25 protein-coding genes and 1 riboswitch are annotated in these 24,162 nt (G+C 72.6%); of the genes, 13 read left to right on the forward strand and 12 right to left on the reverse strand.

Annotation, left to right across the window (positions count from 1 at the left end):
- The first annotated feature begins 203 nt into the window (after positions 1-203).
- A complete protein-coding gene (locus tag MTR79_RS31370) occupies positions 204-1,106 on the forward strand; it encodes a virginiamycin B lyase (RefSeq protein WP_244792665.1) in 903 nt (300 codons plus the stop codon).
- Positions 1,107-1,276: 170 nt separating this feature from the next.
- Here MTR79_RS31370 and MTR79_RS31375 read toward each other — a convergent pair whose 3' ends face one another.
- Both MTR79_RS31375 and MTR79_RS31380 read right to left on the reverse strand, forming a co-directional pair.
- Positions 1,277-1,477, reverse strand: coding sequence for a DUF397 domain-containing protein (locus tag MTR79_RS31375; protein WP_244792667.1), 201 nt, complete (start codon positions 1,475-1,477; stop codon positions 1,277-1,279).
- On the reverse strand, positions 1,474-2,319 hold the full coding sequence (locus MTR79_RS31380; RefSeq protein WP_086703069.1) for a helix-turn-helix transcriptional regulator: 846 nt from the start codon (positions 2,317-2,319) through the stop codon (positions 1,474-1,476). Before MTR79_RS31380 ends, MTR79_RS31375 begins: the two co-directional genes overlap by 4 nt.
- Positions 2,320-2,426: 107 nt before the next feature.
- Here MTR79_RS31380 and MTR79_RS31385 point away from each other — a divergent pair, with 107 nt between their 5' ends.
- Genes MTR79_RS31385 through MTR79_RS31395 form a run of 3 tightly spaced genes read left to right on the forward strand, consistent with a single transcriptional unit; the run spans position 2,427 to position 4,663 of the window.
- Positions 2,427-2,894 carry an ATP-binding protein gene (locus tag MTR79_RS31385; RefSeq protein WP_244792669.1) on the forward strand — a complete coding sequence of 156 codons (468 nt, stop codon included), beginning with the start codon at positions 2,427-2,429 and terminating at the stop codon, positions 2,892-2,894.
- Positions 2,895-2,925: 31 nt separating this feature from the next.
- Positions 2,926-3,588, forward strand: coding sequence for a hypothetical protein (locus MTR79_RS31390; protein WP_244792671.1), 663 nt, complete (start codon positions 2,926-2,928; stop codon positions 3,586-3,588).
- Positions 3,589-3,622: 34 nt separating this feature from the next.
- Positions 3,623-4,663, forward strand: coding sequence for a GNAT family N-acetyltransferase (locus MTR79_RS31395; protein WP_086703064.1), 1,041 nt, complete (start codon positions 3,623-3,625; stop codon positions 4,661-4,663).
- Between the two features lies 1 nt (position 4,664).
- On the opposite strand, the gene MTR79_RS31400 is transcribed toward MTR79_RS31395, so the two are convergent.
- Entirely contained in the window at positions 4,665-4,946 is a 282-nt protein-coding gene (locus MTR79_RS31400; protein WP_048460055.1) for a DUF4031 domain-containing protein, read from the reverse strand.
- A complete protein-coding gene (locus MTR79_RS31405) occupies positions 4,943-5,332 on the reverse strand; it encodes a hypothetical protein (RefSeq protein WP_048460054.1) in 390 nt (129 codons plus the stop codon). The genes MTR79_RS31400 and MTR79_RS31405 overlap by 4 nt, the downstream gene beginning before the upstream one ends.
- 56 nt (positions 5,333-5,388) lie before the next feature.
- On the opposite strand from MTR79_RS31405, the gene MTR79_RS31410 reads away from it, so the two are divergent.
- The 3 genes from MTR79_RS31410 (at position 5,389) to MTR79_RS31420 (ending at position 8,611) form a co-directional block, all read left to right on the forward strand.
- Positions 5,389-6,324, forward strand: coding sequence for a MurR/RpiR family transcriptional regulator (locus tag MTR79_RS31410; protein WP_048460053.1), 936 nt, complete (start codon positions 5,389-5,391; stop codon positions 6,322-6,324).
- 87 nt (positions 6,325-6,411) lie between these two features.
- Positions 6,412-7,347: an N-acetylmuramic acid 6-phosphate etherase gene (gene murQ / locus MTR79_RS31415; RefSeq protein ID WP_086705488.1), complete on the forward strand. Its 936-nt coding sequence runs from the start codon at positions 6,412-6,414 to the stop codon at positions 7,345-7,347.
- A gap of 694 nt (positions 7,348-8,041) precedes the next feature.
- Entirely contained in the window at positions 8,042-8,611 is a 570-nt protein-coding gene (locus MTR79_RS31420) for a hypothetical protein (protein WP_244792673.1), read from the forward strand.
- 114 nt (positions 8,612-8,725) lie between these two features.
- On the opposite strand, the gene MTR79_RS31425 is transcribed toward MTR79_RS31420, so the two are convergent.
- The 5 genes from MTR79_RS31425 to thrC all read right to left on the reverse strand — a co-directional run bounded on the left by MTR79_RS31425 (position 8,726) and on the right by thrC (position 14,338).
- A complete protein-coding gene (locus tag MTR79_RS31425; RefSeq protein ID WP_086701803.1) occupies positions 8,726-9,853 on the reverse strand; it encodes an NADH:flavin oxidoreductase in 1,128 nt (375 codons plus the stop codon).
- 219 nt (positions 9,854-10,072) lie between these two features.
- Positions 10,073-11,695 (reverse strand): chaperonin GroEL, encoded by a 1,623-nt coding sequence (gene groL / locus MTR79_RS31430; protein WP_048459044.1) that lies wholly within the window; start codon positions 11,693-11,695, stop codon positions 10,073-10,075.
- Between the two features lie 354 nt (positions 11,696-12,049).
- Positions 12,050-12,253 carry a cold-shock protein gene (locus MTR79_RS31435; protein WP_004986573.1) on the reverse strand — a complete coding sequence of 68 codons (204 nt, stop codon included), beginning with the start codon at positions 12,251-12,253 and terminating at the stop codon, positions 12,050-12,052.
- Positions 12,254-12,683: 430 nt separating this feature from the next.
- A complete protein-coding gene (locus MTR79_RS31440; RefSeq protein ID WP_048459043.1) occupies positions 12,684-12,959 on the reverse strand; it encodes a MoaD/ThiS family protein in 276 nt (91 codons plus the stop codon).
- Positions 12,960-13,048: 89 nt separating this feature from the next.
- On the reverse strand, positions 13,049-14,338 hold the full coding sequence (gene thrC, locus MTR79_RS31445; RefSeq protein ID WP_048459042.1) for a threonine synthase: 1,290 nt from the start codon (positions 14,336-14,338) through the stop codon (positions 13,049-13,051).
- 17 nt (positions 14,339-14,355) lie between these two features.
- Positions 14,356-14,503: riboswitch (SAM riboswitch) on the reverse strand.
- Between the two features lie 138 nt (positions 14,504-14,641).
- On the opposite strand from thrC, the gene MTR79_RS31450 reads away from it, so the two are divergent.
- The 3 genes from MTR79_RS31450 to otsB all read left to right on the forward strand — a co-directional run bounded on the left by MTR79_RS31450 (position 14,642) and on the right by otsB (position 18,123).
- A complete protein-coding gene (locus MTR79_RS31450) occupies positions 14,642-15,610 on the forward strand; it encodes a glucosyl-3-phosphoglycerate synthase (protein WP_244792675.1) in 969 nt (322 codons plus the stop codon).
- Positions 15,611-15,718: 108 nt separating this feature from the next.
- Positions 15,719-17,119, forward strand: a complete 1,401-nt coding sequence (locus MTR79_RS31455; protein ID WP_086701806.1) for a trehalose-6-phosphate synthase — start codon at positions 15,719-15,721, stop codon at positions 17,117-17,119.
- A 143-nt stretch (positions 17,120-17,262) separates the two neighbouring features.
- Complete coding sequence (otsB, locus tag MTR79_RS31460) at positions 17,263-18,123, forward strand: trehalose-phosphatase (protein ID WP_122214744.1); 861 nt, start codon at positions 17,263-17,265, stop codon at positions 18,121-18,123.
- A gap of 182 nt (positions 18,124-18,305) precedes the next feature.
- Here the strand turns inward: otsB and MTR79_RS31465 are convergent, their stop codons facing one another.
- Positions 18,306-18,542, reverse strand: coding sequence for a DUF3263 domain-containing protein (locus MTR79_RS31465; protein ID WP_086703236.1), 237 nt, complete (start codon positions 18,540-18,542; stop codon positions 18,306-18,308).
- Positions 18,543-18,552: 10 nt separating this feature from the next.
- The gene (locus tag MTR79_RS31470) at positions 18,553-19,788 is read right to left on the reverse strand and encodes an extracellular solute-binding protein (protein WP_244792677.1); all 1,236 of its coding nucleotides are present in this window, start codon (positions 19,786-19,788) and stop codon (positions 18,553-18,555) included.
- Between the two features lie 151 nt (positions 19,789-19,939).
- On the opposite strand from MTR79_RS31470, the gene MTR79_RS31475 reads away from it, so the two are divergent.
- The 3 genes from MTR79_RS31475 to MTR79_RS31485 all read left to right on the forward strand — a co-directional run bounded on the left by MTR79_RS31475 (position 19,940) and on the right by MTR79_RS31485 (position 23,115).
- The gene (locus MTR79_RS31475) at positions 19,940-20,905 is read left to right on the forward strand and encodes an ROK family protein (RefSeq protein ID WP_244792679.1); all 966 of its coding nucleotides are present in this window, start codon (positions 19,940-19,942) and stop codon (positions 20,903-20,905) included.
- Entirely contained in the window at positions 20,905-22,068 is a 1,164-nt protein-coding gene (nagA, locus tag MTR79_RS31480; RefSeq protein ID WP_086703241.1) for an N-acetylglucosamine-6-phosphate deacetylase, read from the forward strand. The genes MTR79_RS31475 and nagA overlap by 1 nt, the downstream gene beginning before the upstream one ends.
- Before the next feature lie 117 nt (positions 22,069-22,185).
- Positions 22,186-23,115, forward strand: a complete 930-nt coding sequence (locus MTR79_RS31485) for a 1-phosphofructokinase family hexose kinase (protein WP_244793342.1) — start codon at positions 22,186-22,188, stop codon at positions 23,113-23,115.
- A gap of 15 nt (positions 23,116-23,130) precedes the next feature.
- Here MTR79_RS31485 and MTR79_RS31490 read toward each other — a convergent pair whose 3' ends face one another.
- Complete coding sequence (locus MTR79_RS31490) at positions 23,131-24,051, reverse strand: carbohydrate-binding protein (protein ID WP_086703243.1); 921 nt, start codon at positions 24,049-24,051, stop codon at positions 23,131-23,133.
- Between the last annotated feature and the right edge of the window lie 111 nt (positions 24,052-24,162).

Genomic DNA, 24,162 nt, shown 5'->3' on the forward strand with positions numbered 1-24,162 from the left:
CGAGGTGGCGTACGCACGGCAGTTCACGCTCCGGCGGTCACACTACTCAGCGGAAGATCACCGGCACCAGCCGTTATCCGCCCTTCCGTTTGTGTGCGTGCCCCGTGACGGGCGTCCGCGGCGCGCCGGTGGACGTAATGCGGTTGCGCCGGGTCTCACGCCCCGAGAGGGTGCCGGGGTGACCGTCCCCCACGGGAGTTGATGTGCCGTTTTCCCACACCCCCTCCGTCACGCAGTTCCGCCTCACGGACGACAAGGCCGGGCCCTACGGCATCACGGCCGGTCCCGACGGCGCGCTCTGGCTCACGCTCGTGCACCGCGGCAGCGTCGCCCGCCTCACCCTCGACGGCGCGTTCGAGGAGTACGCCCTGGACGCGGCCGACTGCCGTCCGACGGTCATCGCGGCCGGCCCGGACGGCGCGCTGTGGTTCACCCGCTTCCAGGACCACCGCATCGGTCGCGTCACCACGGACGGCGAGGTGACGTCCTTCCCGCTGCCGACCGCCGACGGCGGGCCGTACGGCATCACGTCCGGTCCCGACGGCGCGATGTGGTTCACGGAGACGACCGGCGACCGCATCGGCCGCATCACCCTGGACGGGGAGGTCACGGAGTTCGCGCTGCCGGTCGCGGGCGGCTTCCCCTCCGCGATCACCACGGGCCCGGACGGCGCACTGTGGTTCACGCTGAACGGCGCGAACGCGATCGGCCGCATCGCCGTCGACGGCGACACCGCCGTGCACCCCCTGCCCACCGACGCCGCAGGACCGGTCGGCATCGCCGCCGACGGCCATGCGGTCTGGTTCACCGAGATCCTGGCGGGCCAGATCGGCAGGATCGCGCCCGACGGCCGGATCACGGAGTACCCCCTCCCCGACCGCTCGGCCAAACCGCACGCGATCGTCGCCGCGGCCGACGGCGAGTACTGGTTCACGGAATGGGGCACGGGCCGCGTGGGCCGCATCACGGAGACCGGCGAGATCACCGAACACACCCTCCCCGACCCGTCCTCCGAACCCCACGGCATCACGGTGGGCCCGGACGGCGCCCTGTGGTCGGCCCTGGAGACGGGCGGCGTCGCCCGGGTGGAGCGGTCAGTGCCGTGACGGGTACGTCGAGGATCCGGCCCGGCTCGGTGAAGCGCGGCCGCCGAGGTGCGCCTCGGTCCCTCGCGGAGAACACTCGGGCCGCTCCCGAAGGAGCGGCCCGAGAACCTGGTGCAGCCCTGCGGAAGCCGGCCAAGCCGACCGTCACGTTATGTCGACGTCGGTCCCGCTCAGTGAGGGTGTCGCGCGTGTGCGACGAACGCGGACCACGCGTCCGGCGCCACCGCGAAGGCGCCCCGGCCGAGGTCCTTCGAGTCGCGGACGCGAACGGAGGTGAGGGAGGCGGCTACCTCCAGACACTCACCCCCCGCGCCTCCGCTGTAGCTGGACTTGAACCAGTGAAGCTGGGCCCGGGACTGCTCGGTGTTCATAGGTCTCCTTGCAGCAACTTCTCGATGTGACACACGGATTCGGCAGGGGACAGCGCCTGTGCTCGCAGGATTCCATACCGCACGGCGAAGCCCCTTACGCTTTCCCGCTTGGTGATCACGCGCCCGTTGGCCTGGCTCTCCACGTAGGCCACCTGCTCCCCTCCCTCCGGGGTCATCATCGTGAACGGCCCGTCCGTCCCAGCGTGGTCGACAACCCGGGTCGGCATGACCTGGATCTCGACGTGAGGGCTTTCCGCGACCCGCAGGATGTGTTCCAACTGGCCGCGCAAGATGTCCCGTCCGCCGACCGGCCGCTCCAGCACGGACTCCTCGATGACGAAGCTGAGTGTCGGTGCCGGCTTGCGTTCGTACAGCTTGTGGCGTGCCATTCGCGCCGTCACCATCTGCTCGATCTCTTCCTCGCGTCGCCGAGGGCGCCATACCGTGAACATGGTCCGCGCGTACTCCTCGGTCTGGAGCAGACCAGGCACGGCCAGCACCGCGTACGCGTGGAACTCGACGGCTTCCTCCTCGATGCGCGCCGCGTCCCTGAAGAAGGCCGGGTAGCGCGTGAGGGCCACGGCCCTCTTCATCGCCAGGAGCAGTCCGCCGCCCTCCAGCAGGGTGTCGAGGCTGTCGATGGTTTCCGGACGTGGGATCCGCCGGCCCTGCTCGATGGCCGCGACCTGTGCCTCGCTGTACCCGAGGCGTGGGGCGAGTTGCGCCTGGGTCAGCCCGGCACGCTCCCGGAGGAGCTTGACCTGCCGGCCGAAGCATCGCAGCAACTCGTCGGCGGAGTCCTCGTTCCGTACCGCCCCCGCACGCTCCACGCCCTGCACCATGGCTGCCCCTCTCTCCCACCGACAGATGGACCCGGCACCCCTACAACGGCGTTGCGTAGGGGCCTTCTTACTGGTCACCGTAGGTACAGAGCGGCACGCTCACAGTCATGACGACCGAGATTCCCCCCTTCGAGCGCACCGACGGCCACACCCCCTCCGGCGAGGAGTCCTTCTCCCTCTGCCTCACCTCCACGCCCCGAGGCGCCCGCCTGGCCAGGCGTCTCACCTCGCACCGGCTGGACGCCTGGGGCTTTCCCTACGCGTCCGAGGTGAACGAGACCGTGACGCTCGTCGTGGCGGAACTCGCCGCGAACGCGGTGACCCACGGCCGGGTGCCGGGCCGCGACTTCCGTCTGGCCCTGGTGCTGAGCGCCGCCCGTGACCTCGTTCGTGTCGAGGTGACCGACACCCGGGACGACCGCCCGCCCTCGGACGCGTCCCGCCCGCCTGCCGACCTGGAGGCGGAGACCGGCCGCGGACTGTGGCTGGTGTCGCAGCTCGCGAGCCGGGTGTGCGTCGTACCGCGCAGGGACGGCGGCCCCGGGAAAACGGTGCGCGCTGAGCTGACGCTGTGACGCACCGGGCGCGACCGGAAACAATGGGAGCATGGCCGACACCCAAGATCTCCGTGACCGTTTCGTCCGTGCCCTCGAAGGGGCCCGGGGATCCTCGGAGGGTCCTGACCCCGTGCCGTACGCGGAGCGTCTGATCGCCCGCTGGCAGGAGCCGCAGCGGCGGTACCACACGGTCGATCACCTCACCGCGGTCCTCGACCGCGTCGACGAGCTGGCGGACCACGCCGACGATCCCGACGTCGTACGGCTCGCCGCGTGGTTCCACGACGCCGTCTATCTGCCGGACCGGTCGGAGAACGAGGAGCGGTCCGCCCGGCTCGTCGAGCGCGCGCTGCCGGAGGCCGGGGTGTCCGCGGCGAAGACCGAGGAGGTCGCCCGGCTGGTGCGGCTCACCGTGACGCACGACCCGGCCGACGGCGACCGCGACGGCCAGGTGCTCTGCGACGCCGACCTCGCGATCCTCGCCGCCGCGCCGTCCGCGTACGCCGCCTACACCGCTGCCGTCCGCGAGGAGTACCGCTTCGTCCCGAACGACGCCTTCCGCGAGGCCCGCGCCGGCATCCTGCGCCAACTTCTCGGCCTGCGACGCCTGTTCCGCACCCCGTACGGGCACGAGCACTGGGAGGCCACCGCCCGGTACAACCTGCGCGCCGAGCTGGAAATGCTGTCGCCCCCGCCGCCGCGCTCCGCCTAGCCTGCCCGGCATGCATGCATCGGGAGCGGATCAGGTGGAGGCGGCCGTCGCGCACGGCGTGGCGGCCCTGGGGGCGGTCACCGACCGCGACTGGACGGGGGTCCGGGCGGGACGGCTGGAGTGGGACTGCCGCGGGACGGCGGTGCACGTCGCGAGTGATCTGATCGCGTACGCGGGGCAGCTCGCGGGACGGGCCCGAGGCGCGTACGTGCCCTTCGACATCGCGCTGGACGACGGCACCGACAACTCCGGCGTCCTCCACGTGATCACCACCACCGGCGTCCTGCTCGCCGCCGCCGTCCGCACCACCCCCCGCTCCGTGCGCGCCTTCCACCCGTACCCCTTCCGGCACGCGGGCCGTGAGGGCTTCGCCGCGATGGGCGTCGCCGAGGTGCTGCTGCACACGCACGACATCGCCGAGGGCCTGGGCATCGCGTACGAACCGCCCGCCGAGCTCTGCGAGTTCGTGCTGACGCGGATCTTCCCGCACGTCCGGCCGGGCCCGTCGCCCTGGCCCACACTGCTGTGGGCGACCGGACGCGGCGGGCTGGAGGGGCGGGAGCCGGTCACCGCCTGGCGCTGGTACAACAACCCGGTGCTGCGCTCCGAGCGGCTCGGCCTGGAGGGCGTCACCCCGGCGGTCGCCGCGAGCCTGTCCGTCGCGGGTGACGGCGGCTTCACCTGGGCGGGCGGCGCTCCGGCCGAGGGCACGCGCGTGGGGGCCGGCATCGGCGTCAAGCAGTACGAGGAGGGCGCGTACCTCCCGGAGTGGGGCATGTACGTGCTGGTCCGCCGGGAGGACGACCGCGCGGTGGGCGCGATGGGCTTCCACGGCGCGCCCGCCGACGGCCGGGTCGAGATCGGCTACGACCTCGTCGTGGAGGCGCGCGGGAACGGCTACGCGACGGAGGCGCTGCGCACCCTGTCGGCGTGGGCGCTCGAGCAGGACGCCGTGCACACCGTGGTGGCCGTCGTGGAGGAGTCGAACGTGCCGTCGCAGAAGGTCGTGACCCGCGCCGGCTTCACCGAGGTGTCCCGGCAGGAGGGCCGGATCACCTACGAGCTGCGCGCCTGACTCACACCTGACGGCCCGTCCGCCCGGCTCCCTTGCGCCGCCGCAGCCCCGCCCCGTGCAGCAGCCGCACCACCTCGCGGCTGCTGACCTCGACCGCGCCCGCGCGCACCGCGTCCGCGTACCGGTGGGCGGGGATGTCGTAGTGGTCGCGTTCGAAGGCGCGGCGGGGCACGCCCAGGCCGGCGGCGAAGAGGTGCAGCTCGGCGTAGGAGACGTCGCTCACCAGGTGGGACCAGAAGCGGCCGTGGCCCGGCCAGGCGGGCGGGTCGATGTACACCGTCACGAGGCGTCCGTCCCGCCGAGTCCGCCGACCGCCGCGACCTTCACGCCCGCCTTGTGGCACACCCAGTGCGGGTCGGGGCCCAGCTCCGGCTCGACCTCCAGCGCGTGCGGGTCGCCGCTGCCGCACACCGGGCACAGCGGCCAGCGTCCGTACCGCTCCAGCAGGGCGTCCTGCACGTCCTGCGCGACGAGACCGGCCAGGAAGCCCGCGCCCTCCGGCCACTGCTCGACCCACCAGCGGCGGTGCGCGACGGAGTCCTCCACCAGCGACACCACGTCCGCCTCGGCGACCCCGCGCGACATGAGGTCGGCCAGCACGAGGGCGCGTGCCGCGTGCAACGCTTGTTCCAGGGGCGGAGGAGGGCCGGGTGCATGCTGGGGGTCCATGTCCCCATTGTGCGCACTCTTGACCCGGAGCCCGGGACGAAAATATCTTTCATTTCGTGACCAATGACGTGAAGGAAATTTTCGGGAGCGCCGGCGCCCCACCCGCACCGCCCGCGCCCGCCGCCCTCGCGGCCAAGGTGCGCACGCTGGCCCCGTCGATGACGCGTTCCATGCAGCGCGTCGCCGAGGCCGTCGCCGACGACCCGGCCGGCTGTGCCGCCCTCACGGTCACCGGCCTCGCCGAGCTGACCGGCACCAGCGAGGCCACCGTCGTCCGCACGGCCCGCCTGCTCGGCTACCCGGGCTACCGCGACCTGCGGCTCGCCCTGGCCGGCCTGGCCGCCCAGCAGCAGTCCGGGCGCGCCCCCGCGATCACCACGGACATCGCCGTGGACGATCCCATCGCCGACGTCGTCGCCAAGCTCGCCTACGACGAGCAGCAGACCCTCGCCGACACCGCCGCCGGACTGGACACCGTCCAGCTCGCCGCCGCCGTGACCGCTCTCGCGGGCGCCCGCCGCACCGATGTGTACGGCGTCGGCGCGTCGGGACTGGTCGCCCAGGATCTCACCCAGAAGCTGCTGCGCATAGGTCTGATGGCGCACGCCCACAGCGACCCGCACCTCGCCGTGACCAACGCCGTGCAGCTGCGCTCCGGGGACGTGGCGATCGCCATCACCCACTCCGGCACCACCGGCGACGTCATCGAGCCGCTCCGGGTGGCCTTCGAGCGCGGCGCCACGACGGTCGCGGTCACCGGCCGCCCCGACAGCCCCGTCACGCAGTACGCCGACCACGTCCTGACCACGTCCACGGCCCGCGAGAGCGAGCTGCGCCCGGCCGCAATGTCCTCCCGTACGGGCCAACTGCTCGTCGTGGACTGCCTGTTCGTGGGTGTCGCCCAGCGCACCTACGACGCCGCGGCGCCCGCCCTGTCGGCGTCGTACGAGGCGCTGGCGCACCGGCACCGGGCGGTCCGCAAGGGCCCCTGAGAGCGGGCCCCGCGGCGCACCGGCCGCGTGCGCGCCCCCGCCGTACCCCCTTCCGAGCCGCCGGCCCCGACCGAAAGAACACCGCCCATGACCTCCACCTCCCGCGACCGTGATCTGCGCTCCCAGCTCGAGACCCTGACCACCGAGGCGTACCGGCCGGAGCTGGCGGACGTCGACCGGCTGCCCACGCCGGAGATCGCACGGCTGATGAATGCCGAGGACGCCACGGTCGCGGGCGCGGTCGCCGAGCAGGTGCCCGCCATCGCCGCCGCGATCGACGCCGTGGCGGAGCGGATGGCGCGCGGCGGCCGGCTGGTCTACGCGGGCGCGGGCACGGCGGGGCGGCTGGGCGTGCTGGACGCCTCCGAGTGCCCGCCCACCTTCAACACGGACCCGGCGCGGGTCGTCGGCCTGATCGCGGGCGGTCCCGAGGCCATGGTGACTTCGGTCGAGGGCGCCGAGGACTCCCCCGAGCTGGCCGAGTCCGACCTCGCCGCGCTCGGCCTCACCCCCGACGACACGGTGGTCGGCGTCTCCGCCTCCGGCCGCACCCCGTACGCGGTCGGCGCGGTCGCGTACGCCCGGCGGCACGGGGCGCTCACCGTGGGACTGTCGTGCAACCGGGGCAGCGCGCTGGCGGCGGCGGCCGAGCACGGCATCGAGGTGGTCGTGGGCCCGGAGTTCCTCACCGGCTCCACCCGCCTCAAGGCCGGCACGGCGCAGAAGCTCGTGCTGAACATGATCTCGACGATCACGATGATCCGGCTCGGCAAGACGTACGGGAACCTGATGGTCGACGTGCGCGCCTCCAACGAGAAGCTGCGTGCCCGCTCCCGCCGGATCGTCGCCCAGGTGACGGGCGCCGACGGCGAGGCCGTGGAGCGCGCCCTCGCGGCCACGGACGGCGAGGTCAAGAACGCGATCCTCGTGCTGTTGGCCGGGGTGGACGGACCGACGGCGGCCCGGCTCCTGGACGAGGCCGACGGGCATCTGCGGGCGGCGCTGTCCCGCGCGGGCGGGTGAGGGGCGGCCCCGCCCCGACGGTGAGGGTCCCGCCCCGGCGCCGCAGGTCGGCGTACGCCGGGGTACCGAGGACGAGCACGGTCAGGCCGGCGGCGAGGCCGATCCGCCCGCTGTCCTCCTGCACCAGCCCGTCCGGCGTCCCTGGCCAAGGAGGCCCAGCGGGTCCTCGACGAGCGCGCCCGGTCGTCCTCGACCTGCGGCGCGACACCGCGGGCGGGCGTCCTCGACCCTGCGGCGCGACACCGCGGGCGGGCCTCCTCGGCGACCCGGCCGGCACCGGCCCTCGTCTCTCCCCCGCCCCCTTCGACAGCCGTCCGTCCGACGAGGCACCGTAAGGGCCGGCCGTCCCGGCCCCCGAGGCGCCCTGGCCGCGCTTCGTGGTGCACGCTGGGAGCACCGGCCCCGCCGGCACCGGTCCTCGTCTCTCCCCCCGCCCCCTTCGACAGCCGTCCGTCCGACGAGGCACCGTAAGGGCTGGCCGTCCCGGCCCCCGAGGCGCCCTGGCCGCGCTTCGTGGTGCACGCTGGGAGCACCGGCCCCGCCGGCACCGGTCCTCGTCTCTCCCCCCGCCCCCTTCGACAGCCGTCCGTCCGACGAGGCACCGTAGGGGCTGGCCGTCCCGGCCCCCGAGGCGCCCTGGCCGCGCTTCGTGGTGCACGCTGGGAGCACCGGCCCCACCCACACGGAGACCACCATGAACCACGCACAGCTCACCGCCCTCGGCCGGGCGCTGCGTGTGCTCGGTGAGCACGGCGAGGCGCTCTCCGCCGACACGCCGGACGCCCGGCTGCACGAGGTGCGCGACGACCTGCGGCGGGCCCTGGACCTGCTGGAGGACACCGTGACCACGGCGCCGCCCAGCACGCGCTGCGCCGAGCACCCCACGGGGCCGGTCGACGAGAGCGCCCCTGACCTGTGCCTGCTCTGCGAGACCCGGCGCCGCGCCGCCCGCCGCGCCGAGTTCAACGGCCCGGCCCCGCAGGCCCGCCCCGCCGGTCCTGCTCCCTCCCGCTACGGGGTGCGCGGCGACCGCCCGCAGCCGCAGCAGCGCTGGCTGCCGGAGATGTGGAACGGCCAGGCGTGGCAGCTGTGCGGCACCCCGCGCCGCGACCGCCGCGAGGCGGAACTCTTCGTCAAGGCCCAGCTCCGCATGGCCCGCCCGGCGACGGCCTACCGCGTCGTCCACGAGTTCACCGACTACGAGGTCCTCCGCGTCTGGGGCAACCCGGTCCACGTGGACATCGAACCGATGGGGAACATCTGAGCCGCGCGAACTCCGTGCGGCACAAAGGCGCGGCGCCCCCTGACCGGGGACGCCGCGCCTCGGCCCGCGCCGGGCCCGCACAGGGCCCGCACAGGGCCCGCACAGGGCCCGGACTCAGCTCAGCGACTTCAGCGACGACGCGTCGTACGAGGTCAGCTCGTCGAAGCGGCCGGCCAGCACCTTCGCCGCCCACTCCGGGTCCTGGAGGACCGCGCGCCCCACCGCGACCATGTCGAACTCGTCGCGCTCCAGGCGGTCGAGAAGGTCGTCGATGCCCCGCAGCTCGGCGCCCTCACCGAGGAAGGCGCGCCCGAACTCACCGTCCAGGCCGACCGATCCCACCGTGATCGCGGGACGGCCGGTCAGCTTGCGGGTCCAGCCGGCCAGGTTGAGGTCGGAGCCGTCGAACTCGGGGAGCCAGTAGCGGCGGGTGGACGCGTGGAAGGCGTCGACGCCGGCCGTGGCGAGCGGGGTGAGGATCGCCTCCAGCTCCTGCGGGGTCTCGGCGAGCCGGGCGCCGTAGTGGTCGGCCTTCCACTGCGAGAAGCGGAAGACGACGGGGAAGCCGGGCGACACGGCCGAGCGCACGGCCTGCACGATCTCCACGGCGAACCGGGTGCGGGCCACCGGGTCGCCTCCGTAGGCGTCGGTACGGCGGTTGGTGCCCGCCCACAGGAACTGGTCGATGAGGTAGCCGTGGGCGCCGTGCAGCTCCACGCCGTCGAAACCGATGCGCTCGGCGTCGGCCGCCGCCTTCGCGAACGCCGCCACGACGTCGTCGATGTCGGCCCGGGTCATCTCCTTGCCGCCCTCGGTGCCGTCCAGGCGCAGCCCCGACGGGCCGACCGCCGGCGCCTCCGGGAAGGGCGGCTTCCCCTGCTCGCGCACCATGCCGACGTGCCACAGCTGCGGCATGATGCGACCTCCGGCCGCGTGCACCGCCTCCGCGACCTTCGCCCAGCCGGCCAGCTGCTCCTCCCCGTGGAACCGGGGGACGCGGTCGCTGATGCCGGCGGACGGGTGGTCGACGTACGTGCCCTCGGTGACGATCAGCCCGACCCCGGCGGCGGCCCGGCGGGCGTAGTAGGACGCGACGTCCTCCCCCGGCACGCCGCCCGGCGAGAACTGACGGGTCATGGGCGCCATGACGATGCGGTTGGGCACGGTCAGCCCGTTGAGGGCGACCGGCCGGGCCAGGGTCTCGGCGGCTCGTCCGGTGGTCGCGGAGGCGGCGACGGTCATCAGGAGAACTCCTCGCGGATACTCGACGGTATGTGTACGTGCATATAACGCACTCCTCGTCGAACCCGCATGCGGAGGTGAGCATTCCCGCCCTCCCCCGTCCACGTCCGTGACGCCGGTCACCCTGTGCGGCGCCCGGACACGCCGAAGGGCGGCACCCCCTGAGCGGGGAGTGCCGCCCTCCGGATCTCGGACGGGTCCGAACCTGACGGGTCAGGCTCAGAAGTCCATGTCACCGCCCGGCATGCCGCCGCCGGCCGGGGCCGCGGCCTTCTCCGGCTTGTCGGCGATGACGGCCTCGGTGGTGAGGAACAGCGCGGCGATCGACGCGGCGTTCTGCAGCGCGGAGCGCGTCACCTTGGCCGGGTCGATGATGCCCTCGGCGATCATGTCGACGTACTCGCCGGTCGCGGCGTTCAGGCCGTGGCCGACCGTGAGGTTGCGGACCTTCTCCACGACGACGCCGCCCTCGAGACCACCGTTGACGGCGATCTGCTTCAGCGGGGCCTCCAGGGCGAGCTTCACGGCGTTGGCGCCGGTCGCCTCGTCACCCTCGAGCTCCAGCTTCTCGAACACCTGGGAGGCCTGGAGCAGGGCCACGCCACCACCGGCGACGATGCCCTCCTCGACGGCCGCCTTGGCGTTGCGCACGGCGTCCTCGATGCGGTGCTTGCGCTCCTTGAGCTCCACCTCGGTGGCGGCGCCGGCCTTGATGACCGCGACACCGCCGGCGAGCTTCGCCAGGCGCTCCTGCAGCTTCTCGCGGTCGTAGTCCGAGTCGCTGTTCTCGATCTCGGCGCGGATCTGGTTCACGCGGCCCTGGACCTGGTCGGCCGAGCCGGCACCGTCGACGATGGTGGTCTCGTCCTTGGTGATGACGACCTTGCGGGCCTTGCCCAGCAGGTCGATCGTCGCGTTCTCCAGCTTGAGGCCGACCTCCTCGGAGATGACCTCGCCGCCCGTGAGGATGGCGATGTCGCCGAGCATGGCCTTGCGGCGGTCACCGAAGCCCGGGGCCTTGACGGCGACGGACTTGAAGGTGCCGCGGATCTTGTTGACGACCAGGGTCGACAGGGCCTCGCCCTCGACGTCCTCGGCGATGATCAGCAGCGGCTTGCCCGACTGCATGACCTTCTCCAGGAGCGGGAGCAGGTCCTTGACGTTGGAGATCTTGGAGTTCGCGATCAGGATGTACGGGTCGTCGAGGACGGCCTCCATACGCTCCATGTCGGTGGCGAAGTACGCCGAGATGTAGCCCTTGTCGAAGCGCATACCCTCGGTGAGCTCCAGCTCCAGACCGAAGGTCTGGGACTCCTCGACGGTGATGACGCCTTCCTTGCCGACCTTGTCCATGGCCTCGGCGATGAGCTCGCCGATCTGGGTGTCGGCGGCGGAGATGGAGGCGGTGGAGGCGATCTGCTCCTTGGTCTCCACGTCCTTCGCCTGCTCCAGCAGGGCGGCGGAGACGGCCTCGACGGCCTTCTCGATGCCGCGCTTCAGGGCCATCGGGTTGGCGCCGGCGGCGACGTTGCGCAGGCCCTCCTTGACCAGGGCCTGGGCGAGAACGGTCGCCGTGGTCGTACCGTCACCGGCGACGTCGTCCGTCTTCTTGGCGACTTCCTTGACCAGCTCGGCGCCGATCTTCTCGTACGGGTCCTCGAGCTCGATCTCCTTGGCGATGGAGACACCATCGTTGGTGATCGTGGGGGCGCCCCACTTCTTCTCGAGGACGACGTTGCGGCCCTTGGGGCCGAGCGTCACCTTCACGGCGTCCGCGAGCTGGTTCATGCCGCGCTCGAGGCCGCGCCGCGCCTCCTCGTCGAACGCGATGATCTTGGCCATGTGAAGTGGTCCCTCCAGGACTGGGGGTGATTCCTTCGGACCGCGCCCGCGCCCGCGACGGACGGCTCGCCGGCCGTGTGGTTCCTTGCCCCACGTGACCTGGCGGGCCTCACCGACCCGGTCCTTCGTTGTCACTCTCACCTTCAGAGTGCTAACGCCAATGATTAGCACTCGACCCCCGAGAGTGCAAGACGCTTCGCTGGCGCGTAGGCGCGCGCACCGGATGCACCAAGGGTTCGCGCCCCGATCAGCCCCGGGCGAACACGGCGCGTCCGGGCATGACGAAGGGCCCGCACCCCGGAGGGTGCGGGCCCTGTCGCCGGCAGAAGATGTCGCGTGCTGCTGGTAGCGCGTTCAGGCGGTGACGCGAACCATGTCGGCCTGCGGGCCCTTCTGACCCTGCGAGATCTCGAACTCGACCCGCTGGCCCTCTTCAAGGGTGCGGTAGCCGTCCATCTGGATCGCGCTGTAGTGGACGAAAACATCCGCACCACCGTCGACCGCGATGAAGCCGTACCCCTTCTCCGCGTTGAACCACTTGACGGTGCCCTGAGCCATGCCTAACTCCCCTATTACTGGCCCTTGCACAGATCCACACTTCGCGGACCCGGGTCAGACCTCACCCCCCAACGGTTGGGGGCGTGCGCCGGAACGCGTCGACCGCGGCTGAATGTATCTGTCCAACTGCCGTCTGCAACAGGTCAATCGGACGAGAAATCTGGACGCCACCGGTCCGGAATGTGACATGAATTCGCCAGAATTCAGGGCAAGTCGGGCCGGGCAAAGGAGACAAAAGCCGCGAAAGGAGCCCGCACTTTGGCTACATCCAGTCGGGTCTGCGGCAGGAATTCAGGGTTCCCGATCTATGGATCGGGAGCGCGTTCCCCAACTCTACCGCGCTCAACCTCATGGAATTACCCCCTCCGGATCTCTCACGGAGGGGGCAAAGTCCCAAACGCTCGGTAACGGTCATTACCGAAGGTAATGATCAGCCTCCGGCGACCGCCGGGATGATCGAGACGCCGGCGCCCTCCGGGGTGGCCGTCTCCAGCCCCTGCTCGAAGCGCACGTCGTCGTCGTTGACGTACACGTTCACGAACCGGCGCAGCTTGCCCTGGTCGTCCAGCACCCGCGCGGCGATGCCGGTGTGGTTCTTCTCGAGGTCCTGGATGACCTCCCCGAGGGTGGCCCCCTCGGCGGGCACCTCGGCCTTGCCCCCCGTGTAGGTGCGCAGGATGGTGGGGATGCGGACGGTAACGCTCACTTTGAACCTCCGGTCAGGTAGAACACCCAGGGGCGCGGGGAACTGCGCGAACAACCCCCACCGGCCCGCGGACGATGACGAAACGAGTCTCAGACAAGCCCGGCCTCACGGAACGACTCCAGGCTGGGACGAATCGTCGCCGTCAGTCCCGTCCCCGCCACGGCGTCCAGCGTCTTGAGCCCGTCCCCGGTGTTCAACACCACCGTGGTGAGGGACGGATCCAGCACCCCGTCCTCGATCAGCTTCTTCGTCACGCCGACCGTGACCCCGCCCGCGGTCTCCGCGAAGATCCCCTCGGTCCGCGCCAGCAGCTTGATCGCCTCGACCACCTGCGCGTCCGTGACGTCCTCCACCGCGCCGCCCGTACGACGCGCGATGTCCAGGACGTACGGCCCGTCCGCCGGGTTGCCGATCGCCAGCGACTTGGCGATCGTGTCCGGCTTCTGCGGGCGGACGACGTCGTGCCCGGCCTTGTACGCCGTGGAGACCGGCGAGCACCCCTCGGCCTGCGCACCGAAGATCTTGTACGGCTTGTCCTCGACGAGCCCGAGCTTGATCAGCTCCTGGAGCCCCTTGTCGATCTTCGTGAGCTGCGAGCCGGAGGCGATCGGGACGACGATCTGGTCCGGGAGCCGCCAGCCGAGCTGCTCGCAGACCTCGTACGCGAGGGTCTTGGAGCCCTCGGCGTAGTACGGCCGCAGGTTGACGTTGACGAAGCCCCAGCCCTCGCCGGCCGGGTCGCCGATCAGCTCGGAGCAGAAGCGGTTCACGTCGTCGTAGTTGCCCTCGATGCCGACGAGTTCCCCGCCGTAGACGGCGGCCATGACGATCTTGCCCTGCTCCAGGTCGTGCGGGATGAACACGCAGGAGCGGAAGCCGGCCCGGGCGGCGGCGGCGCCGACCGCGCCGGCCAGGTTGCCGGTGGAGGAGCAGGACAGCGTGGTGAAACCGAAGGCGCGCGCGGCCTCCAGGGCCTGGGCGACGACCCGGTCCTTGAAGGAGTGCGTGGGGTTGCCGGAGTCGTCCTTGACGTAGAGGCCGCCGGTGACGCCCAGCTCGCGGGCGAGGTTGTCCGCCTGGACGAGCTTGGTCCAGCCGGGGTTCAGGTTGGGCTTGGTCGCCACGTCCGCGGGGACGGGCAGCAGCGGCGCGTAGCGCCAGATGTTCGCGGGACCCGCCTCGATGCGCTTGCGGAGCTCTTCGGTGTCGTAGCCCGAGAAGTCGTAGGCGATCTCCAGCGGGCCGAAACACTCCTCGCAGGCGAAGACCGGGCCGAGGGGCACGCGGTGGCCGCACTCGCGGCAGGACAGCGCGGCGGCGGGACCCAGGTCTACGGAGTTCGCGGTGTCGGTGGTGCTTGCAACAGTCTGCACAGCCATGGAGGCGAGGCCCTTTCTCCTCATCTTCCTCACGACGCACTTCGCCGTGAGACGGATTTGGCACCTTCCCTAGCCGGGAGCCTCGCCACGTCCGCGTGACAGGAACCGACTGGAGGGTTGCCGGGGCTTCATCGGGCCGTATCCCTCTGCCCCTCTGGATGAGCGGTGTTCAGTTGTGCGCCCCGACACCCCCCGGGATGCGGGGTCCGTCGGCGCTGTTCAAGACTGTAACCGAAGGCCCTGACGGCGGAGAGAGCCGTCCGAACACCGAGATGGATCACCCCGGTCAGTGAGGAGTCCGCCGTGCTGGAAGAAGTCGAGCGCTGGCTGATCGAGCGCTCCTGGTCGGTGTCCGACCGCCCTCTGCACCGGATCCTGGCGGCGAAACGCGCCTCGGGACAGACCGTGAGCGTGGTGCTGCCCGCGCTGAACGAGGAGGCCACGGTCGGTGACATCGTCTCCGTCATCCGACACGACCTGGTGCTCCAGGCGCCCCTGGTCGACGAGGTCGTGGTGATCGACTCCGGCTCCACCGACCGCACCTCCGAGGTGGCCGCGGCGGCGGGCGCGACCGTCGTCCACCGGGACGCCATTCTGCCCCGTCTGCCGGCCGTACCCGGCAAGGGCGAGGTGCTGTGGCGGTCCCTGCTGGTCACGCGCGGCGACATCGTGTGCTTCGTCGACGCGGACCTGAGGGAGTTCTCCTCGGACTTCGTCACCGGGATCGTCGGCCCGCTGCTCACCGATCCGGACCTCCAGCTCGTCAAGGCCATGTACGACCGGCCGCTGACCGTGGCCGGCGGCAGCGCCACCGGCGCGGGCGCCGGGCAGGGCGGCCGGGTCACGGAGCTGATGGCCCGCCCGCTGCTCAACATGCACTGGCCGCAGCTCGCCGGGTTCGTGCAGCCGCTGGGCGGCGAGTACGCGGCCCGCCGCGGCCTCCTGGAACAGCTTCCGTTCCCCGTCGGGTACGGCGTCGAGCTGGGCATGCTGGTCGACGCCCTGCACCTGGTGGGCCTGGACGCGCTGGCCCAGGTTGACGTGGGAGTGCGCAAGCACCGGCACCAGGACGGGCAGGCGCTCGGCCGGATGGCCGCCGCGATCTACCGCACCGCACAGCTGCGGCTGGCCCGCGCGCATCTGCTGCGGCCGTCGCTGACCCAGTTCGAGCGCGCCGGGGACGCCTTCGAGCCCTGCACGCACTCGGTGGACACGGAGGAGCGGCCGCCGATGAGGGACATCGCGGAGTACATGGCGCGCCGGGTGGCCTGAGCCCGCCGGCCGGCCCGACGCAGCCGCGTGGCGCGACCTCGTCGCCCGCCGGCCGGTGTGACGCACCGGCACGTTTGAGGCCCCGGGGGCCGGGCTAGGTTGAGGCGTATGGCTTCAAGCTTCGGTGCAGCTCAGGTGCTGGTCGCCTCCAACCGGGGGCCGGTGTCGTACGCGGTGGCGGACGACGGTTCGCTGAGGAGCAAACGGGGCGGTGGGGGACTGGTCTCCGGCCTCTCGGCCATCGGCCCCGAGTCGGGCGCGCTGTGGGTGTGCTCGGCGCTGTCCGACGACGACCGCGAGGCCGTGCGGCGCGGGGTCGGAGAGGACGGCGTGCGGATGCTGGACATCCCGGCGGGCGTGCACGCGGACGCGTACAACGGCATCGCGAACTCGGTGCTGTGGTTCGTCCACCACATGCTGTACCAGACGCCGCTGGAGCCGGTGTTCGACGCGGAGTTCCGCAGCAAGTGGGCGTCCTACGAGACGTACAACCGCGCGTTCGCCGAGGCGCTGGCCGAGGAGGCCGCCGAGGGCGCGGCCGTCCTGGTGCAGGACTACCACCTGACCCTGGTCCCCGGCATGCTCCGCGAGCTGCGCCCCGACCTGCGCATCGGGCACTTCTCGCACACGCCGTGGGCGCCGCCCGAGTACTTCGCGATGCTTCCCGACGACATCGCGCGGCAGGTGCTGCGCGGCATGCTCGGCGCCGACCGGCTCGGCTTCCTCACCCACCGCTGGGCGGACGCGTTCACCGCGTGCTGCGAGCGGTTCGCCGGCGGGCTCGGCGACACCCGCGTCGGGGTGCACGGCCTGGGCGCCGACGCGGACTTCCTGCGCGCCCGCTCGCACGAGGCGGACGTCCACGAGCGGATGGCCGCGCTGAAGGAGGAGATCGGCGAGGGGCGCCGGACGATCGTCCGCGTCGACCGCACCGAGCTGTCCAAGAACATCGTGCGCGGCCTGCTGGCGTACCGGCAGCTGCTGGACGACCGGCCCGAGTGGCGCGAGCGCGTGGTGCACGTCGCCTTCGCCTACCCGTCCCGGCAGGACCTCGCCGTCTACCGCGACTACACGGCCGAGGTGCAGCGGCTCGCCGAGGAGATCAACGACCGGTACGGCACGCCCGGCTGGCGCCCGGTCGTCCTGCACGTCAAGGACGACTTCGCCCGCTCCCTGGCCGCGTACCGGCTGGCCGACGTGGCCCTCGTCAACCCGATCCGCGACGGCATGAACCTGGTCGCGAAGGAGGTCCCGGTGGTCTCCGACGCGGGCTGCGCCCTGGTGCTGTCCCGCGAGGCCGGCGCCCACGAGGAGCTGGGCGAGGACGCGATCACCGTGAACCCGTACGACGTCGTGCAGACGGCCGAGGCCCTGCACGAGGCGCTGTCCATGCGCCCCGAGGACCGCACGGAGCGCGGCAAGCGGCTGGCCGCGGCGGCGACCGCGCTGCCACCGGCACGGTGGTTCCTGGACCAGCTGGAAGCGCTGCGTGGCGGAACCGGACGCTGACCCGCGGACCCGCCGGCGGGCTCTCCACGGGCCCTGACGCCGTGCGGCCGACGTGCCCGGGCGCGGCCCGGCGGATCCGGCCGCGACCGGAACGGCCCCTCGCGCAGGCGTGACATCCGGCAGGCGTGGATAGGTTGGGGCACATGGCCAGTCATACGGATTCCACGGACCCCGCAGCGCTGCCGACGCCCGCCACGCAGGCCGGGCGGGACGGGCTCGACGCGCTCCTGGCCCACCCGGGCAAGGCGCTGATCGGGCTTGACTTCGACGGCACGCTCGCGCCGATCGTCGCCGACCCCGAGCAGGCCCGCGCCCACCCGGACGCGGTGCCCGCGCTCGCCGCGCTCGCCCCGAAGGTCGCGGCGGTGGCCGTCGTCACCGGCCGCCCGCCGGGTGTCGCGGTCCGCCACGGCGGTTTCGCGGGTGTGCCCGGTCTCGAGCACCTGGTGGTGCTCGGCCACTACGGCGCCGAGCGCTGGGACGCGGTCACCGGTTCCGTCACCGCGCCCGCCCCGCACCCCGGCGTCGCCGCCGCACGCGCCGAGCTGCCGGGGCTGCTGGACCGGGTGGGGGCGTGGCAGGGCACGTGGATCGAGGAGAAGGGGCGGGCGGTCGCCGTCCACACCCGCAGGGCGTCCGACCCGCAGGCCGCCTTCGAGGCCCTGCGCGAGCCGCTGACGGACCTCGCGACGCGGCACGGTCTCGTCGTGGAGCCGGGGCGGATGGTGCTGGAGCTGCGGCCGCCGGGGATGGACAAGGGGGTCGCGCTGCTGGAGTACGCGCGGGAGATCGGGGCGGGGTCGGTGCTGTACGCGGGGGACGACCTGGGCGACCTGGCGGCGTTCACGGCGGTGGACAAGCTCCGCGCGTCCGGGACGCCGGGGGTGCTGGTGTGCAGCGGCAGCGAGGAGGTCACGGAACTGCGGGACCGCGCCGACCTGGTGGTCGACGGCCCGTCTGGGGTGGTGCACCTGCTGCGCGCGCTGGCGGAACGACTCCCCTGACCCGGGGCTCCGCCCCGGACCCCGCCCCGGAACCGCTCCTCAAGCGCCGGAGGGGCTGACTTCAGCCCGTCCGGCGTTCGAGGAGGCCCGAAGGACCGACAGGGGGCTGGGGCGCAGTCCCAGGGGCGGGACGGGAAGGGGCGGCGGGGGCGAACCCACCGTGCCGCGTCCCGGTGGCGCCCTCACCGCTCCGCGCGCCGCGCGTCCCGTACCCGCCGCAGGCGGTTCACCGTCACGGGGTCGTGGGCCAACGCCCGCGGATCGTCGAGCAACGCGTTGAGGAGCTGGTAGTACCGCACCGGTACCAACCCCAGCTCCTCCCGGATCACCCGCTCCTTCGCCCCCGGCGACACGGCCCCCCGCCGCTCCAGCGCGAGCACCTCCCGCTCGAGGCGCCCCAGATCCTCAGCCTCACCCATGCCGGGCAGGCTACCCCGCGCTGTCCGCCCGCACCGCCGCCGCCTGCAGCTCGCCGAGGACGCCCGCCGGGCTGCCGCCCGGTTCCACGGCGTTGCCGATCTTCCGCTTGATCTCCGCGTTCACCGCGGCCCACGACGTCTTGCCCACCGGGTACTGCTCCGACAACGGCAACTGGTCGAGGAACGGCTTGATCTCCTTGTCCTGCCCCGACGCCGCCATCGCCCGCGACGCGGAGTTGGTGACCGGCAGCAGGTCGTACTCGCGGGAGAAGTCCAGCACGTTCTCCTCGCTGTAGACGAAGTCGAGGAAGTCCCCGATCTCGTCGCGGTGCCCGTTCTTCTCGAACGCCATCATCCAGTCGGCGACGCCCAGCGCGGACGGCGTCTCGCCCTCGGCGCCGGGGATCGGCACCATGCCGTACTTCACGCCCTTCTTCCGCGCCATCTCCATCAGGGAGGGATGCCCGTTGAGCATGCCGACGTCCCCGGCGGCGAACGCCTCGAACGCCTCCGCCCGGTCGAGCTCGCCGGGCGCGACGGGTCCGGTGAGCCCCTTGCCGACGAGTTCGTCCCGCAGCCAGCTGAGGGTCTCGACGTTCTCCGTGGAGTCGATGGCGTAGGTGCCGCCGATGTCGGTGTAGCCGCCGTCGCCGCTCAGCAGCCACTGGAGGGTCTCGGCCTGGGCCTCCTCGGGGCCGAGCGGCAGCGCGTAGGGGTACTTCACCCCGTCCGCCTCGAGCGCCTCGGCGCACTCGACCAGTTCGTCCCAGGTCTCGGGCGGGGTGAGCCCGGCCTCGGCGAAGAGGGACTTGTTGTAGAACAGCAGCCGCGTGGAGGCGGCGAACGGCATGCCGTACTGGACGCTGTTGACCTCGCCCGCTTCGGAGAGCTGCGAGAGGAAGTCCGCCTGGACGGGGATGGAGAGCAGGTCGCCGACGCGGTGGAGCAGGCCCTGGGAGGCGTAGTCGGCGTACGCGCCGATCTGGGCCATGTCCGGCGGGTTCCCGGCGTCGACCATCTCCTTGACCTTGCGGTCGACGTCGTTCCACGAGTACACGCTGACGTCGATGTCCACGTCGGGGTGGTCGGACTCGTACCGCTCGACCAGGTCGGCCCAGTACTTCTTGCTGCTGTCGGCCGCGCCGTTGCCGTAGTCGGCGGCGACCAGTGTGAGGGTCACGTCGGAGGAATCGCCGCCGCCGACCCCGCATCCGCTCAGGACCGCTGCCAGTCCCAGCACGGACACCGTCGCGATCGTCCTTGTCCTGACCCGCCCTCGCACGTGCTCTCCCCTGGTCCGGCGCCCAGCGCCGATCGATGATCCGAATATCGGATTAAGGTCTACACCACGTGAGTGGACTAGACCTCTTGCGGGTCCACGGGCCACACTGTTCCCCGTGAAACATGTCATCGCCCTCGACGTGGGCGGCACCGGGATGAAGGCCGCCCTGGTCGGGGCGGACGGCGAGCTGCTGCACCAGGCCCGCCGTCCCACCGGCCGTGAGCGCGGCCCGGACGCGGTGGTCGAGGGCATCCTCGACTTCGCGGCGGAGCTCCGCGCCCACGGCATCCGCGCCCACGGCGAACCGGCCTCGGCCGCCGGCGTCGCCGTCCCCGGCATCGTCGACGAGGCGGAGGGCGTCGCCGCCTACGCCGCCAACCTCGGCTGGCACGACGTGCCCCTGCGCGCCCTGCTCGCCGGGCGGCTCGGCGGCGTGCCCGTGGCGCTCGGCCACGACGTGCGCACCGGCGGTCTGGCCGAGGGCCGCATCGGGGCCGGGCGGGGCGCCGACCGCTTCCTCTTCGTCCCGCTCGGCACCGGCATCGCGGGCGCCATCGGCATCGACGGCAAGGTCGAGGCCGGAGCGCACGGCTTCGCGGGCGAGATCGGCCACATCGTCGTACGGCCCGGTGGCGCGGAATGTCCCTGCGGTCAGCGCGGCTGCCTGGAGCGGTTCGCGTCCGCGTCGGCCGTGAGCCGGGCGTGGGCCGAGGCGAGCGGCGACCCGGACGCGGACGCGGCGGACTGCGCCAAGGCCGTCGCCTCGGGTGACGAGAGGGCCGCGCGGGTGTGGCAGGAGGCCGTGGACGCGCTCGCCGACGGGCTGGTCACCGCGCTCACCCTGCTGGACCCGCGCACGCTGATCATCGGTGGCGGGCTCGCCGAGGCGGGGGAAACCTTGTTCACACCGCTGCGGGAGGCCGTCCGGCGGCGGGTCACCTTCCAGAAGCTGCCGTCGCTGGTCCCCGCGGCCCTCGGCGACACCGCGGGATGCCTCGGCGCGGGCCTGCTCGCGTGGGACCTGATCGAGACCGCCGACCCGTCCGTCGAGACCACTGACCCCTCGGAGGTAACCACCTGATGGCCCCCACCAAGGTTCTCACCGGTGCCCGGGTGGTCCTGCCCACCGGGACCGTGGACGACGCCCGCGTGACCGTCGAGGGCACGCGCATCGCGGCCACGGCCCCCGGCCCGTCCCCCGCGGAGGGGACGGCCGAGACGGTCGACCTGCGCGGCCACTGGCTGGTGCCCGGCTTCGTCGACATCCACAACCACGGCGGCGGCGGGGTGTCCTTCGCGGGCGGCACCGCCGAGGACGTCCTCCAGGGCGTCCGTACGCATCTGCACCACGGCACCACCACGGTGGTCGCCTCCGCCGTCACCGGCGACCTCGACTTCCTCGCCCGGCACGCGGGGATGCTGGCGGAGCTGGCCCAGCAGGGCGACATCGCCGGCATCCACTTCGAGGGACCGTTCATCTCCCCCTGCCGCAAGGGCGCGCACGACGAGACGCTGCTGCGCGACCCCGACCCGGCGGAGGTGCGCAAGCTGATCGACGCGGCCCACGGCCACGCCCGGATGATGACGCTCGCCACCGAACTCCCCGGCGGTCTGGACTCGGTACGGCTGCTCGTCGAGCACGGCGTGATCGCCGCCGTCGGCCACACCGACGCCACGTACGAGCAGACGGTGGCCGCCGTCGACGCGGGCGCGACCGTCGCCACCCACCTGTTCAACGCGATGCCGCAGCTCGGCCACCGCGCCCCCGGCCCGGTCGCGGCGCTGCTGGAGGACGAGCGGGTCACCGTCGAGCTGATCAACGACGGCACGCATCTCCACCCGGCCGCCCTGCAGTTCGCGTTCCACCACGCGGGCCGCGACCGGGTCGCCTTCATCACCGACGCGATGGACGCGGCCGGCTTCGGCGACGGCCGCTACATGCTCGGCCCCCTGGAGGTCGAGGTCGCGGACGGCGTGGCCCGCCTGGTGGAGGGCAACTCGATCGCCGGCTCCACACTCACCCTGGACCGCGCCTTCAAACGGGCGGTGACGGTGGACGGGCTCCCCGTCGAGGACGTCGTCGCGGCGGTGTCCGCCAACCCGGCGCGCCTGCTCGGCCTGTCCGACCGCATCGGCTCCCTGGAGCCCGGCAAGGACGCCGACCTCGTGGTCCTCGACGACGCCTTCGAGCTGGTGGGCGTCATGCGCAAGGGAGAATGGGCGGTCGCTCCCCAACTGGCCTGATCCGTCCCCCGGACCGGTCCACGGTGGCCGGTCCCGGGGGTGGGCCGACCGCCTTCCTTTTGGCATGATCGTGACCCCGGGGCCATGGAAGGCAGGCAAGAGGGGGAGGTCGGCCCGGTGATTCTCACGGTCACGCTGAACACCGCTCTCGACATCACCTATCGCGTCCCGTCCCTGCGGGCGGGAGCCTCCCACCGGGTCTCCGAGGTGCTGGAACGCCCCGGCGGCAAGGGCGTCAACGTGGCGCGGGTGCTGGCCGCGCTCGGCCACGAGGTGACCGTCACGGGCTTCTCGGGCGGCCCCACGGGACGCGTCCTGCGCGACCGCCTCACCGAAGTGCCGCGCGTCACCGACGCGTTGGTCCCGGTCTCCGGCGCCACCCGCCGCACGGTGACCCTCGTCGACGACCGCACCGGCGTCACGACGCATCTGAACGAGCCCGGCCCGCACATCGCCCACGCCGAGTGGTCCGCCTTCCAGGAGGTCTACGAGGACCTGCTGCCGTCCGCCTCGGCGGTCGCCCTGTGCGGCAGCCTGCCCCCGGGCGTCCCCGTCGGCGCGTACGCGAACCTCGTCCGCACGGCCCGCGCGGCCCGGGTCCCGGTGCTGCTCGACACGAGCGGGGCGGCGCTGCGGCGCGGCGTGGCGGGCCGGCCGGACCTCCTGAAGCCCAACACGGAGGAACTGGCCGAACTCACCGGCTCCCACGAGCCGTTGCGCGCCACCCAGGACGCCCGCCGCCGCGGCGCGGGCACGGTGGTCGCCTCCCTGGGGGCGGACGGCCTGCTCGCGGTGACCCCGGAGGGCCGCTGGCGCGCGACCCCGCCGGCCCCGCTGACCGGCAACCCCACGGGCGCGGGCGACGCGGCCGTCGCGGGCCTGCTGTCCGCCCTGGTGGAACACCGCCCGTGGCCGGAACGCCTGATCCGCGCCACGGCCCTCTCCGCGGCCACGGTCCTCTCCCCCACGGCCGGCGACTTCGACCGGGAGACCTACGAGCGGCTCCTGACCACGGTCACGGTCACGGGCGTGGCGACGGCGGCCTGAGAGGCCGGCTGGTTCTTACTCCGGCTCCGCGAGCCAGAGCTGGTCGAGGACGGCGTTGCACTTGTTGCCCTCGTTGCAGACCAGCTCGATGGTGTTGGTGCCGTCGTTGAGGTTCACGTTGGCCCAGGTCTCCTTCCAGCCCTTCTCCCAGTCGCCCTTAGGGGTGTTGCCGAAGTTCTTCATGTTCAGCGGGCGGCTCTCGGGCTTGCCGTTGACGACGATCGTCGCGTCGGCGTCCTCGCCGGGGATGCCGTACTGCACGTAGAAGCGGTAGTTGCCGGCCTTCACGCCGTTGACGGTCCAGGTGACCTTCGAGCCGACCTGGTTGAAGCCGGTGACGTAGACGCCGCCGTCGGCCTTCGCGCCCTTGAACTCCGACGCGAGCGCCGCGCCGCCGTCGAGGCGGAGCGCCTTCGCGTCCACGGTCGGCAGCTCCACCTCGTCCTTGTCCTTGTCCTCCTCCGAGGAGGACGGGCTCGGCTCGCCGCTGCCCTGGGTGGCGGTCGGTGTGGCGCCCGCCTCGTTGCCGCCCTTGTCGTCGTCGTCACCGCTGATCATGGCGACGCCGATGCCGATGACGACCGCCGCGACCACGGCGATCGCACCGATGAGCAGACCCTTGGTGTTGGGGCCGCCGCCGCGGCCGCCCCGGGAGGGCTGCGGGGTGCGCGCGGTGGGCGCGCCCCCGGGCAGCGTCTCGGGTGCGGCGTAGTGCGCGCTGGGCTGGCCGAAGGCGCCCTGCTGGGGCGGTGCCTGCGGGGCGGGCCCCTGCTGGCCGTACTGGCGGGAACCGACCGGCCGCACCCGGTTCACCGAGTTCGGGTAGCCGTAACCCCCGGACGGCGGCTGGGCTCCGTTGGCCTGCCCGTCGGCGTACAGGTAGCCGAACGGGTCGTCGTCCTCGGGCGTGCTCGCGCCGTTGTTGCCGGGCGTCATCCCCTGTGCTCCTAGCTGCGGATCGGGTGCGTACGTGTGCGGAGAAGCCGAGCCTACCCGGTTCCTCTGACCCGAAAGGGTGACCCGGACCGCATCAACGGGCCGACCTGC

It is taken from the genome of Streptomyces sp. BJ20 (assembly GCF_022869105.1).
In the GTDB taxonomy this organism is placed as follows: Bacteria; Actinomycetota; Actinomycetes; order Streptomycetales; family Streptomycetaceae; genus Streptomyces; species Streptomyces griseoincarnatus.

Bases quoted from the DNA above. Each gene is read 5' to 3' on its own strand.
- MTR79_RS31375 (WP_244792667.1), bottom strand. From the start codon at position 1,477: ATGAACACCGAGCAGTCCCGGGCCCAGCTTCACTGGTTCAAGTCCAGC.
- MTR79_RS31380 (WP_086703069.1), bottom strand. From the start codon at position 2,319: ATGGTGCAGGGCGTGGAGCGTGCGGGGGCGGTACGGAACGAGGACTCC.
- MTR79_RS31385 (WP_244792669.1), top strand. From the start codon at position 2,427: ATGACGACCGAGATTCCCCCCTTCGAGCGCACCGACGGCCACACCCCC.
- MTR79_RS31390 (WP_244792671.1), top strand. From the start codon at position 2,926: ATGGCCGACACCCAAGATCTCCGTGACCGTTTCGTCCGTGCCCTCGAA.
- MTR79_RS31405 (WP_048460054.1), bottom strand. From the start codon at position 5,332: ATGGACCCCCAGCATGCACCCGGCCCTCCTCCGCCCCTGGAACAAGCG.
- murQ (WP_086705488.1), top strand. From the start codon at position 6,412: ATGACCTCCACCTCCCGCGACCGTGATCTGCGCTCCCAGCTCGAGACC.
- MTR79_RS31420 (WP_244792673.1), top strand. From the start codon at position 8,042: ATGAACCACGCACAGCTCACCGCCCTCGGCCGGGCGCTGCGTGTGCTC.
- MTR79_RS31425 (WP_086701803.1), bottom strand. From the start codon at position 9,853: ATGACCGTCGCCGCCTCCGCGACCACCGGACGAGCCGCCGAGACCCTG.
- groL (WP_048459044.1), bottom strand. From the start codon at position 11,695: ATGGCCAAGATCATCGCGTTCGACGAGGAGGCGCGGCGCGGCCTCGAG.
- MTR79_RS31435 (WP_004986573.1), bottom strand. From the start codon at position 12,253: ATGGCTCAGGGCACCGTCAAGTGGTTCAACGCGGAGAAGGGGTACGGC.
- thrC (WP_048459042.1), bottom strand. From the start codon at position 14,338: ATGGCTGTGCAGACTGTTGCAAGCACCACCGACACCGCGAACTCCGTA.
- MTR79_RS31455 (WP_086701806.1), top strand. From the start codon at position 15,719: ATGGCTTCAAGCTTCGGTGCAGCTCAGGTGCTGGTCGCCTCCAACCGG.
- otsB (WP_122214744.1), top strand. From the start codon at position 17,263: ATGGCCAGTCATACGGATTCCACGGACCCCGCAGCGCTGCCGACGCCC.
- MTR79_RS31465 (WP_086703236.1), bottom strand. From the start codon at position 18,542: ATGGGTGAGGCTGAGGATCTGGGGCGCCTCGAGCGGGAGGTGCTCGCG.
- nagA (WP_086703241.1), top strand. From the start codon at position 20,905: ATGGCCCCCACCAAGGTTCTCACCGGTGCCCGGGTGGTCCTGCCCACC.
- MTR79_RS31490 (WP_086703243.1), bottom strand. From the start codon at position 24,051: ATGACGCCCGGCAACAACGGCGCGAGCACGCCCGAGGACGACGACCCG.